Here is a 17,441-nt window from a genome sequence, read left to right on the forward strand (position 1 = left end):
ACCCCTTGAAAATCCGGTTCTGAATTCAGTAAAACGCCGGGGCCGTCGATGCGACCCCGGCTCGATCAATCAGATCTGGAGCATCAGGCGCGCGGGATCTTCCAATGCGTCCTTGATGGCCACCAGGAACTGCACCGCATCCTTTCCATCAATGATGCGGTGATCATAGGTCAGAGCGATGTACATCATGGAGCGGGCCTTGATCTCACCGTCCACGACCATGGGGCGCTCCTGAATCTTGTGCATGCCCAGGATGGCGCTCTGGGGCGGATTGATGATGGGCGTGGAAATCAGGGAGCCGAAGACACCGCCATTGGTAATGGTGAATGTGCCACCCGTCAGATCATCCATGCCAAGACCACCCTTACGCGCCTTGGTGGCGTAATCCATGATGTCCTGCTCGACCTGGGCGAAACCTTTCTGATCGCAGTCGCGAACCACAGGCACCACCAGGCCCTTGTCGCTGGACACGGCAATGCCGATATCCCAGTAATCGTGGTAGACGATGTCATTGCCTTCCACGGAAGCATTGATGATCGGGTGCTTTTTGAGCGCTTCCACGGCGGCCTTGACGAAGAAGGACATGAAGCCCAGGCGAACACCGTGTTCCTTCTCGAAGGTTTCCTTGTAGCGCTTGCGCAGGGCCATGACCTCAGTCAGATCCACTTCATTGAAGGAGGTCAGCATGGCCGCATTGGACTGGGATTCCACCATGCGTTCGGCAATGCGGGCACGCATGCGGCTCATGGGCACGCGCCGGTCTTCACGGGCACCACTGACCACGGCCGGGCTGCTGCTCGGCTTGCCATTACCCGCCGCTGGCTTGCTTTCCTTCTTCTTCCCACCACCGTCAATGAAGGCCAGCACATCCGCCTTGGTCAAGCGACCACCCTTTCCGCTGCCTTCAATGTCAGCGGGCTCCAGGTCATGTTCCTCGATCAGGCGACGGACGGAAGGCGACAGCTTGTCGGCTGCCGACTTGTCGGCGGATTCATCCTGTTCACTGCCAGCATTCGCCTCATCACCCGCATCATCGGACTCCGGCTCATCCTTGCCCTCATCGGCCGGGGCCGCACCGACTTCCACGATGGCGATGACATCACCACTGGTAACAGTGCCTTCTTCGACCTTGATCTCCTTGAGAACGCCGTCAGCGGGCGCCGGCACTTCCAGCACGACCTTGTCGGTCTCAAGATCGGCCAGATTCTCATCACGCTTGATGGCGTCGCCGGCTTTCTTGTGCCAGGCAACCAGTGTAGCGTCGGAAACGGATTCCGGTAGCTGCGGTACTTTGACTTCAGTGCTCATGCTTTCTCCGAGGATTTCTTATTGCTGGATTTTTTGCGGGAAGAGGCAGCCGTGCCCTTCTTCTTGCTGGCTGCCTTCTTGCTTGTCTTTTTCTTGCCGCCACCGGCTCCGGCCCGTGCCGCATCCGAACCGGCGGAAAGTGCCGACTCGATCACTTCCTGCTGCTGTTTCAAATGAAGCTTGAAATAACCGGCGGCTGTTGAAGCAGCCGTGGCCCGGCCGACATATCGCAGGCTGTGTTTCTCGCCAAGCGGAGCCTGCAGGCGATGGCGAATGTTGTACCAGGCACCCTGATTCTTCGGCTCTTCCTGACACCAGACGATTTCGGTGGCGTTGGCGTAGGTCTTGATGATTTCCCGGTAAGCCTTCTGCGGGAAGGGATAAAGCTGTTCGATGCGAACAACCGCCACATCATCGATCTCATCCTTGCGACGAGCCTCCAGCAGATCATAGTAGACCTTACCGGAACAGAAGACGATACGCCGCACCTTCTTCGCGTCCAGTTTGTCCACTTCGGGAATGACCGTGTGGAACCTGCCCTTTTCCAGATCGCTGATCGGCGAGGTCGAGAGCTTGTGCCGAAGCAGACTCTTGGGAGTCAGCACGATCAGCGGCTTGCGGAACTTGCGCACCATCTGGCGACGAAGCATATGGAACATCTGAGCCGGCGTGGACGGTACGCAGACCTGCATGTTGTGCTGACCACAGAGCTGCAGATAGCGCTCAAGACGTGCCGAGGAGTGCTCCGGCCCCTGCCCCTCATAGCCATGAGGCAGGAACATTACCAGACCACAGTAACGCCCCCACTTGGCTTCGCCTGAACTGATGAACTGGTCAATGATGACCTGGGCACCATTGGCGAAGTCGCCGAATTGGGCCTCCCAGATCACAAGCGTATCGGGATTGGTGGTGGAATAGCCGTATTCGAAGCCGACCACACCCTGTTCAGACAGCAGGGAATCATAGACGTAGAACGGCTGCTGATCATCACTCAGGTGCTGCAAAGGAATATGCGGCGCATTGTCTTCCTGGTTGAGCAGGCGGGCATGACGATGGAAAAAGGTGCCACGGCCACTGTCCTGGCCGGCGATACGCACTGCGTAACCGTCGGTGAGCAGGCTCGCATGGGCCATGGTCTCGGCAAAACCCCAGTCCATGGGCAAATCGCCCTTGCCCATCTTGACTCGGTCATCAATGATGCGCTGAACACGGCTGTGCAGCTTGAAGTTCTCCGGCACACGGGTGATACCGTCCACCAGGGCCTTTACCCGCTCCCCGTCGATCGTGGTATCAACCGGCTCATCCCAGTCCTTGAGGTTATAGCCGCTCCAGTCAACCGTGTATTCATTGCCGATCAGGCCACGGCTTTTTGGGGCCACCATCTTGCCGGCATCCAGTCGCGAACGGTAGTCGTCCAGCATCTTCTGGGGCTCTTCCTGGGTCACCACACCGGATTCAGACAGCTGTTCCGCATAGATCTCACGGGCGCTGGGACGGGATCGAATGATGCCGTACATTTCCGGCTGGGTGACGGCCGGCTCGTCCGCCTCGTTATGGCCGTGGCGTCGATAGCAGACCAGATCGATCATCACGTCCTTGTGGAAACGCTGGCGGTATTCCAGGGCCAGGCGGGTAGCGTGGATGACGGCCTCCGGATCATCCGCATTCACGTGCAGAATCGGCGCTTCGATCATCTTGGCCACGTCGGTGGCGTAAGGAGTCGAACGGGCATCACGGGGATGACTGGTGGTGAAGCCCACCTGGTTATTAACCGTAATGTGTACCGTTCCTCCGGTATAGAAGCCCCGGGCCTGGGACATCTGCAGGGTTTCCTGAACGATGCCCTGACCGGCAAAGGAGGCATCACCGTGGATCAGTACCGGCATCACGGTCTTGCCCGCATCATCACCCCGGCGATCCTGACGGGCGCGCACCGAACCTTCCACCACCGCATTGACGAACTCCAGATGCGAAGGGTTGAAGGCCAGGGCAACGTGTACATCACCACCGGGCGTCTGCAGATCGGACGAGAAGCCCATGTGGTACTTCACATCCCCGGAACGATCCTCGATGTCATCGTCGTAAATGCCCTCGAATTCCGAGAACAGCTCCTCCGGACTCTTGCCGAGCACATTGATCAGCACGTTGATGCGGCCGCGGTGGGCCATGCCCACCACGATCTCTTCCAGCCCGTCTTCACCGCCCCGCTGGATCAGGTCATCCAGCATGGGGATGAGCGCCTCGCCCCCTTCCAGGGAGAAGCGCTTCTGCCCCACATACTTCTTGTGCAGATAGCGCTCGATCCCTTCAGCGCCCGTGAGCTGCAGCAACAGCGTCTTGCGTTCCTGGTCAGTCAGGGCCGCATTCGCCACACCGCGTTCGAAGCGCTCCTGCAGCCAGCGGCGCTCTTCCGGATCGGTAACATGCATGTACTCAAAGCCGATCGAGCCTGTGTACAGGCGCTGAAGCTGGGCGATGATGTCGCGCAGCTTCATGAAATCCTGGGCGAACAGACCGGCCGTGCTGAATTCGGTATCCAGATCGGCCTCGCCCAGACCGTGGAAGGAAAGCTGCAGCTCATCCAGCTCCGGCTTCTCGCGCAGGCCGAGCGGGTCGATATCCGCCACCCGATGACCACGGCCGCGGTAGGCCTGGATCATTCGTGCCACACCGGCCTGTTTCTCGGCCAGCGCCGGGTCAAAACCGCCACCGCCACTCGCGGCGCGACGTGGCGCCCTTGCGCGATCGGCCATTTCCTCGATGATCGGCCCGTGACGAACATCCTGGGCACCCCCCTGCCCTTCCAGGAAGCCACGGAAGTAATTCCGCCACTCTTCCGGCACGGAGTCCGGATCCTCCAGGAATTTCTCGTAAATATCCAGCAGAAAGGGGGCATTGGCCCCGAATAGGTGAGAACTGGCGTACTTCTGCTCGAGGCTTTCAGTCATCGGTTTCCGTCACTGGGTCAAGTGCGAGGAAGGGTTGCCCGGTACTGGCGAGATCAGGCGCTGCCGGGCGATGAGGATGTTGCAGGCATGGGCGACACGTTCGGGCTGGGGAAGCCCGTCCATCAACTTGCAGGGAAGCGTAATGCGCCGCATCCTGGGTGCCGCTCCAAAGTGGGTTCGCAACGGCGCCGTAGTGTAACGGATTTGGACGCGGGAAGAAACCGCCAGCGTGGCAAAATTCCTGTCGGAATCCGTAGTTGGCGCCCCGCTTCCCGCCCGTCCGAAGGGCAGGAAAATCGTCGAACGGTGTCACCGACACCGTTTCACAGCAGAACGCCGGTGGGTAGCATGATCGGTAAATGGTGCCCCGGGCAGGAGTCGACAAATCGCCCGGAGCGATTTGGCGTGGGCGGGCTCCGCCCGACCACCCGGAGGGCGGCGCACAGGGAAGTGCGCCGCGCCACCTGCGACCATCGAACAATGCGCAGGTGAGACGGGCGGTGTCCGCAATCAGACAATGTGGGCAATACCACTGAAGAACCGCCATGGGAAAATGGTGCCCCGGGCAGGAGTCGACAAATCGCCCGGAGCGATTTGGCGTGGGCGGGCTCCGCCCGACCACCCGGAGGGCGGCGCACAGGGAAGTGCGCCGCGCCACCTGCGACCATCAAACAATGCGCAGGTGAGACGGGCGGTGTCCGCAATCAGACAATGTGGGCAATACCACTGAAGAACCGCCATGGGAAAATGGTGCCCCGGGCAGGAGTCGACAAATCGCCCGGAGCGATTTGGCGTGGGCGGGCTCCGCCCGACCACCCGGAGGGCGGCGCACAGGGAAGTGCGCCGCGCCACCTGCGACCATCAAACAATGCGCAGGTGAGACGGGCGGTGTCCGCAATCAGACAATGTGGGCAATACCACTGAAGAACCGCCATGGGAAAATGGTGCCCCGGGCAGGAGTCGAACCTGCGACCTGCCGCTTAGGAGGCGGCTGCTCTATCCTGCTGAGCTACCGGGGCTTGGGGTCTGGTGTTGGGGTGGAACCGCTCCCTTCGAAACCCTCAACACCAATCCAAAAAACGATTACTGATCCGAATGCTTCGGGGGTGACCAGCGTACCCGCTCAAGGCCGCTTCAGCCCATGAATGACCGGCGCTCCTTGATCTTCGCTCGGCACATGGCCCGCCATCCACCTCGCTCCAGATCCGCGGTGCGGCGGCCATTCATGAACTGAATCAGCCTTGCCCCACCCCAACACCAGACCCACGGGCCATGGGGTGGAACCGCTCCCTTCGAAACCCTCGACACCAGAAATCCGGGGGCATTGTAGCCTGATCGAATATCCCGATCACCCCCCGGCTCAGGCGCGATCCCAGGAGAAGGTCAGCACGGACTGGATATCGGGCTGCCCAAGCGCCAGCGCAAACAGTCGATCCAGACCAAGCGCCACGCCGGCACAATCGGGCAAGCCGGCATCCAGCGCGGCCAGAAGATTTTCATCCATGGCCACGGTCGGTAAGCCCCGATCCCGGCGGCGAGCGGCTTCGGCCTCGAATCGTGCGCGTTGCTCGGCCGCATCGGCGAGCTCATGAAAGCCGTTGGCCAGTTCCACTCCGGCCAGAAAGACTTCAAAACGGGCGGCGGTGGGAGGGTCACCCGGTCTTAGCCGCGCCAGGGCTGCCTGATCCGCCGGGAAATCCGTGACCACGGTGATTCGTCCCTGCCCCAGCGCCGGAAACACGCGGGTACTGCCAAGCAGATCGAGCCAGTCGGCTCGCGACCAGTCACTGGGCCCGCCACAAGCTGTCGCCTGTATCGTCGCCTCCGCCACCGTTTCATCGCTGTCCATGGCCGGATCAACCCCCGCATGATGGCGGAAGGCATCCCGGTAAGTGAGCCACTCGGTTGCCGCCAGGTGCCGGGGCGCCGCCCCCCGCTGCATCACGGCCTGAATGAGCTCACAGACCTCCAGTGCCAGCTCACGTTCATCGAGACCCAGCCGGTACCATTCCAGCAGGGTGAACTCGGGGTTATGCCACTGGCCGACTTCGCCATCCCGGAATACTGGGCAGATCTGATAGATGTCCCCCATGCCGGCCGCCAGCAGCCGTTTCATCGGGAATTCCGGTGAGGTATGCAGCCAGGCCGGCCCGCCCAGCGTGGTTGCCGGCACACTGGGGATATTGGGATCGGGAATGCCGGCGCGTGACAGCACTGGCGTTGTGACTTCGGTCACGCCGCGCTGCAAGAAGAAGGCCCGAACCTCGCTCATCAGCGCGGCCCGGGCCTTGAGAACGTCGGGGGCGGCATCCGGCCCCCAATCATGCCGTGACTGGCTCATTCCTTGACGCGGGAGACGTACTCGGCCTTGCGGGTATCCACCCGGATCATCTCGCCCTCGTCAATGAACAGGGGCACGCGAACCACGGCACCGGTTTCCAGCGTGGCCGGCTTGCCACCCCCGCCCGAGGTATCACCACGCACACCCGGGTCCGTTTCGACGATCTTGAGTTCGGTAAAGGGCGGTGGCTCAACGGAGAGCGGTGAACCCCCGTACAGGGTCACCTTGCAGACATCCTGCTCCTTGATCCACTTGGCGGCTTCGCCCATGGCTTCCGGGGAGGCCTGATGCTGCTCGAAGGTATCAGGCACCATGAAATGGTAGAACTCGCCATCCGTGTAGAGATACTGCATGTCCATCTCGAACACGTCGGCCGCTTCCACGGTTTCACCGGACTTGAAGGTGCGATCGATCACACGGCCGGTCTTCAGGTTGCGAACCTTGACCCGGTTGAAGGCCTGGCCCTTGCCCGGCTTCACGAATTCATTCTCGACGATGTTGTAAGGGTCGCCGTCCAGCATGATCTTGAGCCCGCCACGGAACTCGTTGGTGCTGTAAGTCGCCATTTATGAACCTCGGTTTTCGGTGCAGAATGGGCGTTCCGATTTGCCGCCAGCGCGCCCGGGTACAATTCCGGGGCCCGGCCTGATGCCAAACAGGATTGCAGTCGCACATGATAACCGCTAGCAGGACCCATAGTCAGCCCGGCGAGCAGGGAAAAAACTGGCAGCGTGAGCTGGCAGAGGGCTATCGAGACCCGGCAGCCTTGCTTCGCGACCTGGGACTGTCAGCGCAGGTCATCGCCCTGGCCGGGGAAGGCAGACAGGCATTCCCCATGCGCGTACCCCGCTGTTTTGCCGCCCGAATGGAAAGGGGCAATCCGGCCGACCCCCTGCTGCGCCAGGTACTACCACTGGCCGAGGAAGACAGGCCGGCGAACGGTTTCGTCATGGATCCGGTGGGCGATATGGGCTTTCGCCGCGGCGGCGGCGTTCTGAAGAAGTATCGCGGCCGCGCCCTCCTGATCACCACCGGCGCCTGCGCCATCCATTGCCGTTACTGCTTTCGTCGCCATTTCCCCTATGCCGAGGAACACGCTGGCAAGGGCGCCTGGCAGCTCGCCCTGGATACCATCGCCCGGGACAGCGACATCCGGGAAGTGATTCTCAGTGGTGGTGACCCCTTGAGCCTGTCCGATGACAAGCTCGCCCCCCTGCTTCAGGGACTTGCGGCCATTCCGCATGTACACCGCCTCCGGATCCACACCCGCCTGCCGGTGGTGCTACCGAATCGTGTCACGAAGGCGCTTCAGGACATGCTGGCGGCATTTCCGGGGCCGGTGACGGTGGTGCTGCACGCCAATCACGGCCACGAGATTGACGACGGCGTGGGCGATGCCGTCGCTGCGCTGCGGAGCACTGGTGCCCTGCTGCTCAACCAGGCCGTGCTGCTGAAGGGTATCAACGACAGCGCAGGCGCCCAGACCGGCCTGTCCGATGCCCTCACCGCCATCGGGGTGGCGCCTTATTATCTGCATCAGCTCGACCCGGTTGCCGGTGCCGGGCATTTCCAGGTCAGTGACGAGACGGCGCGACAGCTGATGGCGGAACTGCGCGAGGCCTTGCCGGGTTACATGCTGCCGAGGCTGGTTCGGGAAATCCCCGGCGAAGCCTCCAAGACCCCCTTGCAGGACAAAGCACGGCGCGTATCGTCAAGGCCGTTGATAAACACTGGAAAATAAAGCCGGTTTCAGTTACAAGTGGCCGCTGCCGCGACCATTTTCTTCTCCACCAGGGAAGCCAAAACAGCGATGAAACGAAGCTATCTGCCCGCATTGGTTCTGACCCAGTCACAAGATGACGCGGAAGTCCTGAATCGCCTGCTGCGCAATGCGGGCCACGCCGTGCGCCCGAAATGGATCAGCCGCTTTGAGGATCTGGAAAAGGAGCTGGCGGCCGAGGAGCCGGATCTCATCGTTTCCTACACCAAGGGTGCCGGTGCCGGATTGTCCAAGGTGATCGAGCTGCGCGATCGCCACGCCCCCCTGGTGCCGGTCATTGCCATCAGCGACGAAGTCAGCGAGGAGGCCGTGGCCAAGGCCATCCAGAACGGCGCCCGTGACCTGGTGAGCCTGGACAAGACCGAACGCCTGGTGGCCGTGGTGGCGCGGGAACTGGACGTACTCGGCCAGGCCCGCTCCCTTCAGGCGGCGCGGGAGAAGCTGCGGGAGTATGAAGAACGCTTCGAGGGCATCGTCAGTGAATCCGCCGATGCCCTGGCCTATATCCAGGAAGGCATCCATGTCAGCGCCAACCCGGCCTACATCGAATTGTTCGGGTTCGAAGACGCCGACGATGTGGAAGGCATGCCGGTGATGGATTTCTTCGACAAGGCGTCCCAGGATCCGATCCGTACGGCCATCAAGAATGCCCTCAAGGGCAAGGCCATCGACGGCGAGGTCACCCTGACCGGCCGCAAGGCGGATGGGGAGACATTCGACGTCAAGGCCGAGATGCGAGCACTGGAGTATGACGGCGAACCGGCGGTTCAACTGGCCATCCGCAGCGAAGGCGGCGGTGACTCGGCGGAGTATGAGCGCCAGCTGGCCGAACTGGAACGGCGCGACAGTCTGACCGGGCTCTTCAACCGCCAATATTTCAATCAGATTCTCACCCAGCGCTTCCAGACCCGTCAGGACGACAACCGTGCCCGCTGCCTGATGCTGCTGGAACCGGACAAATTCGACTCCATTCGCGAAAAAATCGGCGCCGTGGCCTCCGACGACGTACTCAAGGGCCTCGGGGCAATGCTCCGGGATCACGTGGAAGACGGCGACATCCCCGGCCGACTGGAGAACACTACCCTGACGGTACTACTGGAACGCCCCACCCGGGAGGCGGTGACCCAGTGGGCCGACGCGTTGAACAAGAAGATTGCCGCCCATGTCTTTGAGGCAGGCGGGCAATCCACCGCCATGACTGCCACCATTGGCATCGCCGCCATGGACGAGCACGTGGAAACCGCCGATGACGTGCTCAGAAATGCCCAGGAGGCCATGGCCCAGGGCAAGAAGGCTGGCCCCGGAAGCGCCGTGTTCTACGAGCCACCGGAAACCGACGCCGAGGGGCGCCTTTCCGATCACGCCTGGAGCAAGCGCATCCGCGCCGGCGTGGAACAGGACCTGTTCCAGCTCGTCCATCAGCCCATTGCCGATCTGACCGGTGGCGACTCCGACCTGGTGGACATCCTGGTGCAGCTCAAGGATGAGGAAGGCGAGGAACATCCGGCCAATGAATTCATGCCAGCCGCCGAGCGTGCCAAACTGGTGGGCATTGTGGATCACTGGGTGATCGACAATGCGGTGAACGTCCTCAAGGAGAAAGTGGACAAGGGGCAATCCGACCGTTACTTCATCCGCATCTCCCACCAGACCCTGGCCGACCCGAAGCTGGTCAAATGGGTGCTCACCAAGGTCAAGAACTCGGGCGTCCCGGCCAAACATGTCGTCTTCGAGGTGTCGGAGAACTCAGTGGACAAGCGGCTCAAGGAGGCCAAGGCCTTTGCCACGGAAGCACGCAAGATGGGTTGCGGCTTTGCCGTGGAACACTTCGGCGTGGGACTCAACTCCATGCAGACCCTGCAACACCTGGACATGGATTTTCTGAAGATCGACGGTTCCTTCATGCAGGGCATTGACGGTGATGATGCCAAACGCGAACAGGTGGAACAGTTCATCGAGGCCGCCAAGGCCCGCAACATCGCAACCGTCGCCGAGCGGGTGGAAGACGCCAACACCATGGCCGTACTGTTCCAGCTGGGCGTGGCCTACATTCAGGGCAACTACGTGCAGGAACCGGAAGTGGTGATGGCGGATCAAGGCTAAGGCACCAATCTCTCCGCGCCAAGAGCCCTCGCAGTCGTAATCGTAGTCGTAGTCGTAATCGGCATTTGGAAGGCTGCCTGAAAACCCGATTACGATTACGACTACGATTACGAAAAAAGCCGGCATCCCTTTGGGGTCTGCCGGCTTTTTTTGCTGGGCTCGTGGCGCGATCACACAGCCTTGCGCTGCAGGGCCTCGATCCGTTCTTCCAGGGGCGGATGCGTCATGAACAGGCGCTTGATGCCCTGCCCCGGACGGCCAAAGATACCGAAGGCCGCCATCTGGTCCGGCAGTTCCTCGTTGCGGCGGCCGCCGAGACGACGCAGGGCGGAAACCATCTTGTCCTTGCCGGCCAGTCGGGCACCGCCCTCGTCCGCCCGGAACTCGCGGTAGCGCGAGAACCAGAACACGATGGTGCTGGCCAGAATCCCCAGTACCATCTGGGCGATGAAGGCGGTCACGAAAAAGCCAATGCCGTGCCCGCTCTCGTTCTTGAAGATCAGCCGATCCACCAGATGGCCGATGATCCGGGAGAAGAAGATCACAAAGGTATTGACCACGCCCTGCACCAGGGCCAGCGTCACCATGTCGCCATTGGCCACATGACTCACCTCATGGCCCAGCACGGCTTCCACTTCATCCCGGCTCATGTTGCGCAGCAGGCCGACACTCACCGCCACCAGGGCGTTGTTCTTGTTCATGCCGGTGGCGAAGGCATTCATTTCCTCGCCCGGGTAGATCGCCACTTCCGGCATCTTGATGCCGGCCTGGCGTGCCTGATTCTCCACCACCCGCAGCAGCCAGGCTTCGGTTTCATTACGCGGCTGCCCGATCACCTGGGCGCCCGTCATCTTCTTCGCCGACCATTTGGAAATGGCCAGGGAGATGAAAGAGCCACCCATGCCAAGGATGAAGGAGAAGATCAGCAGAGCCTGGAAATTGATGGCGCCGTGTTCATCCAGGTAGCGATCCACCCCGAGGATGGAGGCCACGATGAACAGCACGGCGATGATCGCCAGGTTGGTAAGAAGGAAAAGTCCAACTCGCTTCATGGTTGTTCGCTCTCCGAGCCGTCTGAACCGATCATGGATATGGGGACCCTGCCCTGAATCTCAAGGCAAGCGCCGCTGGGCCCCAGGGATTGACCGTGGCGCCGCCCCAAGGTTCGGCGCCACGGCTTCACAATCCGTCTATGACTTCGAAGGCAGGCGTGACTGGGGCACCAGGGCATCCACCTTGCGCCAGCCCTGGGGCAGCTTGTAGCCCCGGCGCCCGCGCTCACCCACATACTCGTCCAGTTCCGAGGGCGTCAGCCGCTTGTAGCGCTGGCCGCTGAAGAGCACCAGGCTGTCAGCTTCATCGAAGGCAGTGGCGGCCACCACGTTCTCCTCTCCGGTCTTGAGCTTCTTCGGCGGGATGCCCATCAGCTTGTTGCCCTTGCCACGACTCAGCTCCGGCAACTCCTCCAGAGGGAAGGTCAGGAAATGACCCTCGCTGCCGGCCACCGCAATCCAGTCACTGGTCGGGTCCACCACCGGAGTGGGCGGCAACACACGGGCGCCTTTGGGCACGGTCAGTACCGCCTTGCCCTTGCGATTACGGCTGTACATATCACCCAGACGGCAGACGAAACCATGCCCCTGGTCGGTTACCAGCAGCCAGCGGTCGTCCTCACCGCCAATCATGACGCCGGCAAAGGTGGCGCCGTCCGGCGGATTGACGCGAGCGGACAGAGGTTCGCCCTGGCCCCGGGCGGAAGGCAGGGTATGCGCGGGAATGGTGTAAGTACGTCCCGTGGAATCAAGAAAGACCGCCAGCTGGTTGCTGCGGCCCTGGGCGGAGGCAAGGTAACCATCCCCCGACTTGTAGTTGAGGCTGACCGGATCCACCTCGTGCCCCTTGGCCGCGCGGGCCAGGCCACGCTTGGACAGCACGACGGTGACCGGCTCGGAAGGCACCAGTTCGGTCTCGTCCAGGGGCCTCGCCGCACTGCGACTGACGATGGGCGAGCGACGCTCGTCGCCGAAGCGCTCGGCATCCGCCAGAATCTCCTTCTTGATCAGGGTCTTGAGGCGCTGCTGTGAACCCAGGGTCTTTTCCAGCTGCTGGCGCTCTTTCTCCAGTTCTTCCTGCTCACCCCGGATCTTCATCTCTTCGAGCCGGGCCAGGTGACGCAGCTTGAGTTCCAGGATGGCCTCGGCCTGGTCATCACTGAGGCCGAAGCGTTTCATCAGCACCGGCTTGGGCCTGTCTTCCTCGCGGATGATGCGGATTACCTCGTCAATGTTGAGATAGGCGATCAGCAGGCCTTCCAGCACATGCAGACGGGCCAGAACCTTGTCCAGGCGATGCTGCAAGCGGCGGGTCACCGTGGTCATGCGGTAACTCAGCCATTCGCTCAGCATGTCCTTGAGGTTGTGCACCCGCGGACGGCCATCCAGGCCGATGACATTCAGGTTCACCCGGTAATTGCGCTCCAGATCGGTGGTGGCAAACAGATGGTTCATGAGCTGTTCACAGTCCACCCGGTTGGAGCGGGGCACGATGACCAGGCGCACGGGGTTCTCGTGATCAGACTCGTCCCGCAGATCGGCCACCAGGGGCAGTTTCTTCTGGCGCATCTGCTCGGCAATCTGCTCCAGCACCTTGCTGCCGGAGGTGTGGTGCGGCAGGCCGGTGATGACGATCTCACCGTCCTCCCGCTGCCAGGCAGCACGCATGCGGATGCTGCCGTTTCCGGTCTCGTAGATGCGGCGAATCTCCTCCCGGGGGGTGATGATCTCCGCTTCCGTGGGGTAATCCGGCCCCTGGATGTGTTCGCACAGTTCGGCCAGGGGCGTGCGACTGTTTTCCAGCAGGCGCACGCAGGCCGATGCCACTTCCCGCAGGTTGTGGGGCGGAATGTCCGTGGCCATGCCCACGGCGATCCCCGTGGTGCCATTGAGCAGCACGTTGGGCAGGCGGGCCGGCAGGGTGACGGGTTCTTTCAGGGTGCCGTCGAAGTTGGCGCCCCAGTCCACCGTGCCCTGCCCCAGCTCGGACAGCAGCACACCGGCGTAGGGGGTCAGACGCGCCTCGGTATAACGCATGGCGGCGAAGGACTTGGGGTCATCCGGCGAACCCCAGTTGCCCTGCCCGTCCACCAGCGGATAACGGTAGCCGAAGGGCTGCGCCATGATGACCATGGCCTCGTAACAGGCGGAATCCCCGTGGGGATGGTATTTGCCCAGCACATCACCGATGGTGCGCGCCGATTTCTTCGGCTTGGCGGCCGCGGTGAGGCCCAGCTCGGACATGGCATAGACAATCCGGCGCTGCACCGGCTTGAGACCATCCCCCACGTGGGGCAGGGCCCGATCCAGCACCACGTACATGGAATAGTCGAGATAGGCCTTTTCGGTGAAATCCTTGAGCGCCTGTTTCTCGAACGGTTCGTACTCGCTGTTGCTGATATCCGTCATTCAGGAAATCCTTCAGAGAATCTCGGTGTCGGCCAGGTTGCCCTTCTTCTCCAACCAGCCCCGGCGGTCGGAGGAACGCTTGCGCGAGAGCAGCATGTCCATGATTCGGTAGGTGTCGTCACCATCGGCAATGGTCAGCTGCACCAGCCGGCGGGTCTCCGGCGCAATGGTGGTCTCGCGCAGCTGCACGGGTGACATCTCACCCAGGCCCTTGAAGCGGGTCACGGCCATCTTGCCCTTGAGCTTCTCGGCCTCGATGCGATCCAGCACGCCCTTCTTCTCGGCTTCGTCCAGGGCATAGAAGACTTCCTTGCCCACATCGATGCGATACAGGGGTGGCATGGCCACGAAGATATGGCCCTGGGCCACCAGGGGGCGGAAGTGGCGAAGAAAGAGCGCGCAAAGCAGGGTCGCGATGTGCAGGCCGTCCGAGTCGGCATCGGCCAGGATGCAGACCTTGCCGTAACGCAGGCCGGCCAGATCCTCCGAACCCGGATCCACGCCCAGGGCCACGGAAATGTCGTGGACTTCCTGGGAGCCGAGCACCTGGGCCGGGTCCACCTCCCAGGTGTTCATGATCTTGCCGCGCAGGGGCATCACGGCCTGGAACTCCCGCGCACGCGCCTGCTTGGCGGAACCACCGGCGGAGTCGCCCTCCACCAGGAACAGCTCGGTGCGCTTGGGATCCTGGGCCGTGCAATCCGCCAGCTTGCCCGGCAGGGCCGGCCCCTGAACCACCCGCTTGCGCACCACCTTGCGGCTGGCCTTGAGACGTTTCTGGGCATTGTTGATGGCCAGTTGCACGATGCGATCACCGGCATCGGAGTGCTGGTTCAGCCACAGGGAAAAGGCGTCCTTGACCACACCGGAAACAAACGGCGCGCATTCGCGGGAACTCAGGCGCTCCTTGGTCTGCCCGGAAAACTGCGGATCATGGAGCTTCACGGAAAGCACATAGACACAGTTCTCCCACACGTCCTCCGGGGTGATGCGCAGGCCCCGGGGCAGCAGATTGCGCAGCTCGGCGAACTCCCTCACCGCCTCGGTGAGCCCGGCGCGCAAACCGTTGACATGGGTGCCCCCCTGAATGGTGGGAATCAGGTTCACATAACTTTCCGTGACCGGCTCGCCCCTTTCCGGCAGCCAGCCGACGGCCCACTCCACTGCCTCGTTGCGGGCCTCCATGCTGCCGTCGAAAGGCTCCTCGGGGAGACTGCTCTGGCCGGAGAGACGCTCAGCCAGATAGTCGGCCACGCCGCCCTGGTAGCACCACTCCTCGGTCTCGCCCTCCGGATGATCGAAGATCACCTTCAGGCCAGGGCAAAGCACCGCCTTGGCACGCAGGGCATGGCGCAGGCGGGGAATGGAGAATTTCGGTGAATCGAAATAGCTGGCATCGGGCCAGAACCGCAGGCTGGTGCCCCGGTTCCGCTGGCCCACCTTGCCCAGCTTCTTGAGCTTCTCCACCCGCTGGCCGTTTTCGAAGGCCATTCCCCATTCATGGCCATCACGCTTGATGCGCACTTCGAGCCGTTTCGACAGGGCATTGACCACCGACACCCCCACACCGTGCAGGCCGCCGGAAAACTGGTAGTTCTTGTCGGAAAACTTGCCGCCGGCGTGCAGCCGCGTCAGGATCAGCTCGACGCCCGGCACTTTCTCCTTCGGATGGATGTCCACCGGCATGCCGCGCCCGTCATCGCGCACCTCCAGACTGCCATCCTTGTGCAGAAGGACGTGAATGGACCTGGCGTGACCGGCAATGGCCTCGTCCACGCTGTTATCGATGACTTCCTGGGCCAGGTGATTGGGGCGGGTGGTGTCGGTGTACATCCCCGGCCGTTTGCGGACGGGCTCGAGGCCGGTAAGGACCTCGATACTGGCGGCGTCGTAGGTCTGGCTCATGGAACCTCGGTCAGTCTGGGTTGGCGAATTCACGGGATTCTAAACGACTGCCCCGACAGACAACAGGCCTTGACTCGCCGACCTTTTGGCGCTTTCCCCAGCCAAGGCTGCCCCCTGCAGCCGGGATCAAAGCCTTGTTCGTCTCTCCCGCCAAAAGACAACGCCCGGGACCAAAGGCACCGGGCGTCGCTGCCAGATAATCAACAGGGGAGCCTAATCCAGAAACAAGGCCGCGAGCTGGCGCAGGTCATCCGCATCAAGCTGCCCGACGGCCCGGCGAAGACGCAGGCTGTCGATCAGGTAAGCATAGCGGACTTCGCTCAGGCGGGCCCGGGCATCCGCCAGCTCACGGCGCGCATTGAGCAGATCCACGGTGCTGCGGGTGCCGACTTCCACCCCCACTTCCGTCGCTTCCACGGCCGTCTCGCTGGAACGAACGGCCTGCCTCAGCGCGGCCACCTGTGCCACCCCGGCCCGGACACCGAGGAAGGCATCCCGGGTGCTCCGGCGCACTTCCCGGGTGGCCAGATCCACCCCGGACCAGGCCTCCCGCTCCGCGGCCCTTGCCTCGCGCACGCGGGAGTTGTTCTCGCCGCCGGTGAACAGGGGCACCGTCAGTTGCAGGCCGATCTGATCATTCACGGTGTCCTGATTCTGAAAGGGGTTATCGCCGGAACGATCCACCCAGCGCCGGGACGCCACCAGATCCACGGTGGGGTATCGACCCGCCCTCGCCTGCCGCACGCGATCGCCCGACGCTTCCGCCACGAAGCGCGCGGCATTGAGTTCGGGATTGTGCTCGAAGGCCCGTTCCACCCAGAAATCGATGTCCGCCGGCTCCGGCATGGCCGGCTCGATCTCGCCCCGCGGCCGGGACACCATCGGGAAGTGACGCCCGGTGATCTCGTAGAGGCGTTCGCGGGCGAGCTCCAGCTGACGCTCGGCTCCAATTTCGTCGGCCAGGGCGCGGTCATGGGCCGCCCGTGCTTCCTCCACATCCGTGCGGGAGGCCACGCCCACTTCACGGGAAAACTCGGCCCGCTCCAGTTCCACCTCGAAGGCCTCGCGGGTGATCACGCGGGTTTCCAGGTTCTCCGCCGCCAGCAGCAGGTCGAAATAGGCCTGGGCCACCCGAATGAGCAGATCCTGCAGGGCACCATCGTACTGGGCCTCGGCCTCGGCCACCCTGGCCTCGGCTTCGCTCAACCCCACCCAGGCATCCCATCGGAACAGGGTCTGGCGCACTTCCAGTCCGTAACTGGTGGTTTCGGTATTGGACTCAAAGTCCACCAGGCCCACTTCCTGGGTCGCCGGGTCGAAACCGATCTGCTCCCCGTCCACCCAGCTTTCGTCCATCTGGCCGGACAGGGAAACCGTCGGCAGGAGCCGTGCCCGGGCCTGGGGACGCGCCTCATTGAGGCGATCCAGACGGGCCCGTGCCTGATGGATGCGGGGGTCATTTTCCATCGCCAGCTCGTAGACGGTGAGCAGGTCCGGGGGTCGCTGCGCCGGCCCGGCAATGCTGCCGAGGCTGACGGCAAACAGAGACGTGGCTACGACAAGGAGCTTGGCACTGTGCTTGATGATCATCATAT

At 62.4% G+C, this 17,441-nt stretch carries 11 protein-coding genes and 1 tRNA gene; 2 read left to right on the top strand and 10 right to left on the bottom strand.

Annotation, left to right across the window (positions count from 1 at the left end):
* Window positions 1-69: 69 nt before the first annotated feature.
* The 6 genes from odhB to efp all read right to left on the bottom strand — a co-directional run bounded on the left by odhB (window position 70) and on the right by efp (window position 7,163).
* The gene (gene odhB, locus RBH19_RS01380) at window positions 70-1,308 is read right to left on the bottom strand and encodes a 2-oxoglutarate dehydrogenase complex dihydrolipoyllysine-residue succinyltransferase (RefSeq protein WP_306727007.1); all 1,239 of its coding nucleotides are present in this window, start codon (window positions 1,306-1,308) and stop codon (window positions 70-72) included.
* Window positions 1,305-4,256 (bottom strand): 2-oxoglutarate dehydrogenase E1 component, encoded by a 2,952-nt coding sequence (locus tag RBH19_RS01385; protein ID WP_306727008.1) that lies wholly within the window; start codon window positions 4,254-4,256, stop codon window positions 1,305-1,307. The genes odhB and RBH19_RS01385 overlap by 4 nt, the downstream gene beginning before the upstream one ends.
* Before the next feature lie 9 nt (window positions 4,257-4,265).
* Complete coding sequence (locus tag RBH19_RS01390) at window positions 4,266-4,409, bottom strand: hypothetical protein (RefSeq protein WP_306727009.1); 144 nt, start codon at window positions 4,407-4,409, stop codon at window positions 4,266-4,268.
* A 789-nt stretch (window positions 4,410-5,198) separates the two neighbouring features.
* Window positions 5,199-5,275: transfer RNA gene (locus RBH19_RS01395), tRNA-Arg, on the bottom strand.
* A 341-nt stretch (window positions 5,276-5,616) separates the two neighbouring features.
* Window positions 5,617-6,597 (bottom strand): EF-P lysine aminoacylase EpmA, encoded by a 981-nt coding sequence (gene epmA / locus RBH19_RS01400; protein WP_306727010.1) that lies wholly within the window; start codon window positions 6,595-6,597, stop codon window positions 5,617-5,619.
* The gene (gene efp, locus RBH19_RS01405) at window positions 6,594-7,163 is read right to left on the bottom strand and encodes an elongation factor P (protein ID WP_306727011.1); all 570 of its coding nucleotides are present in this window, start codon (window positions 7,161-7,163) and stop codon (window positions 6,594-6,596) included. The genes epmA and efp overlap by 4 nt, the downstream gene beginning before the upstream one ends.
* A 107-nt stretch (window positions 7,164-7,270) precedes the next feature.
* Here efp and epmB point away from each other — a divergent pair, with 107 nt between their 5' ends.
* Entirely contained in the window at window positions 7,271-8,338 is a 1,068-nt protein-coding gene (epmB, locus tag RBH19_RS01410; protein ID WP_306727012.1) for an EF-P beta-lysylation protein EpmB, read from the top strand.
* Between the two features lie 69 nt (window positions 8,339-8,407).
* Window positions 8,408-10,480, top strand: a complete 2,073-nt coding sequence (locus RBH19_RS01415; protein WP_306727013.1) for an EAL domain-containing response regulator — start codon at window positions 8,408-8,410, stop codon at window positions 10,478-10,480.
* Window positions 10,481-10,650: 170 nt separating this feature from the next.
* Here RBH19_RS01415 and htpX read toward each other — a convergent pair whose 3' ends face one another.
* From htpX to RBH19_RS01435, 4 genes are all read right to left on the bottom strand, one after another.
* Window positions 10,651-11,532, bottom strand: a complete 882-nt coding sequence (htpX, locus tag RBH19_RS01420) for a protease HtpX (protein WP_306727014.1) — start codon at window positions 11,530-11,532, stop codon at window positions 10,651-10,653.
* Between the two features lie 138 nt (window positions 11,533-11,670).
* Entirely contained in the window at window positions 11,671-13,941 is a 2,271-nt protein-coding gene (gene parC, locus RBH19_RS01425; protein ID WP_306727015.1) for a DNA topoisomerase IV subunit A, read from the bottom strand.
* Window positions 13,942-13,953: 12 nt separating this feature from the next.
* Window positions 13,954-15,846, bottom strand: coding sequence for a DNA topoisomerase IV subunit B (gene parE / locus RBH19_RS01430; protein ID WP_306727016.1), 1,893 nt, complete (start codon window positions 15,844-15,846; stop codon window positions 13,954-13,956).
* A 213-nt stretch (window positions 15,847-16,059) separates the two neighbouring features.
* Window positions 16,060-17,436: a TolC family outer membrane protein gene (locus RBH19_RS01435; protein ID WP_306727017.1), complete on the bottom strand. Its 1,377-nt coding sequence runs from the start codon at window positions 17,434-17,436 to the stop codon at window positions 16,060-16,062.
* Window positions 17,437-17,441: the final 5 nt, after the last annotated feature.

Source organism: Natronospira bacteriovora (assembly GCF_030848495.1).
In the GTDB taxonomy this organism is placed as follows: domain Bacteria; phylum Pseudomonadota; class Gammaproteobacteria; order Natronospirales; family Natronospiraceae; genus Natronospira; species Natronospira bacteriovora.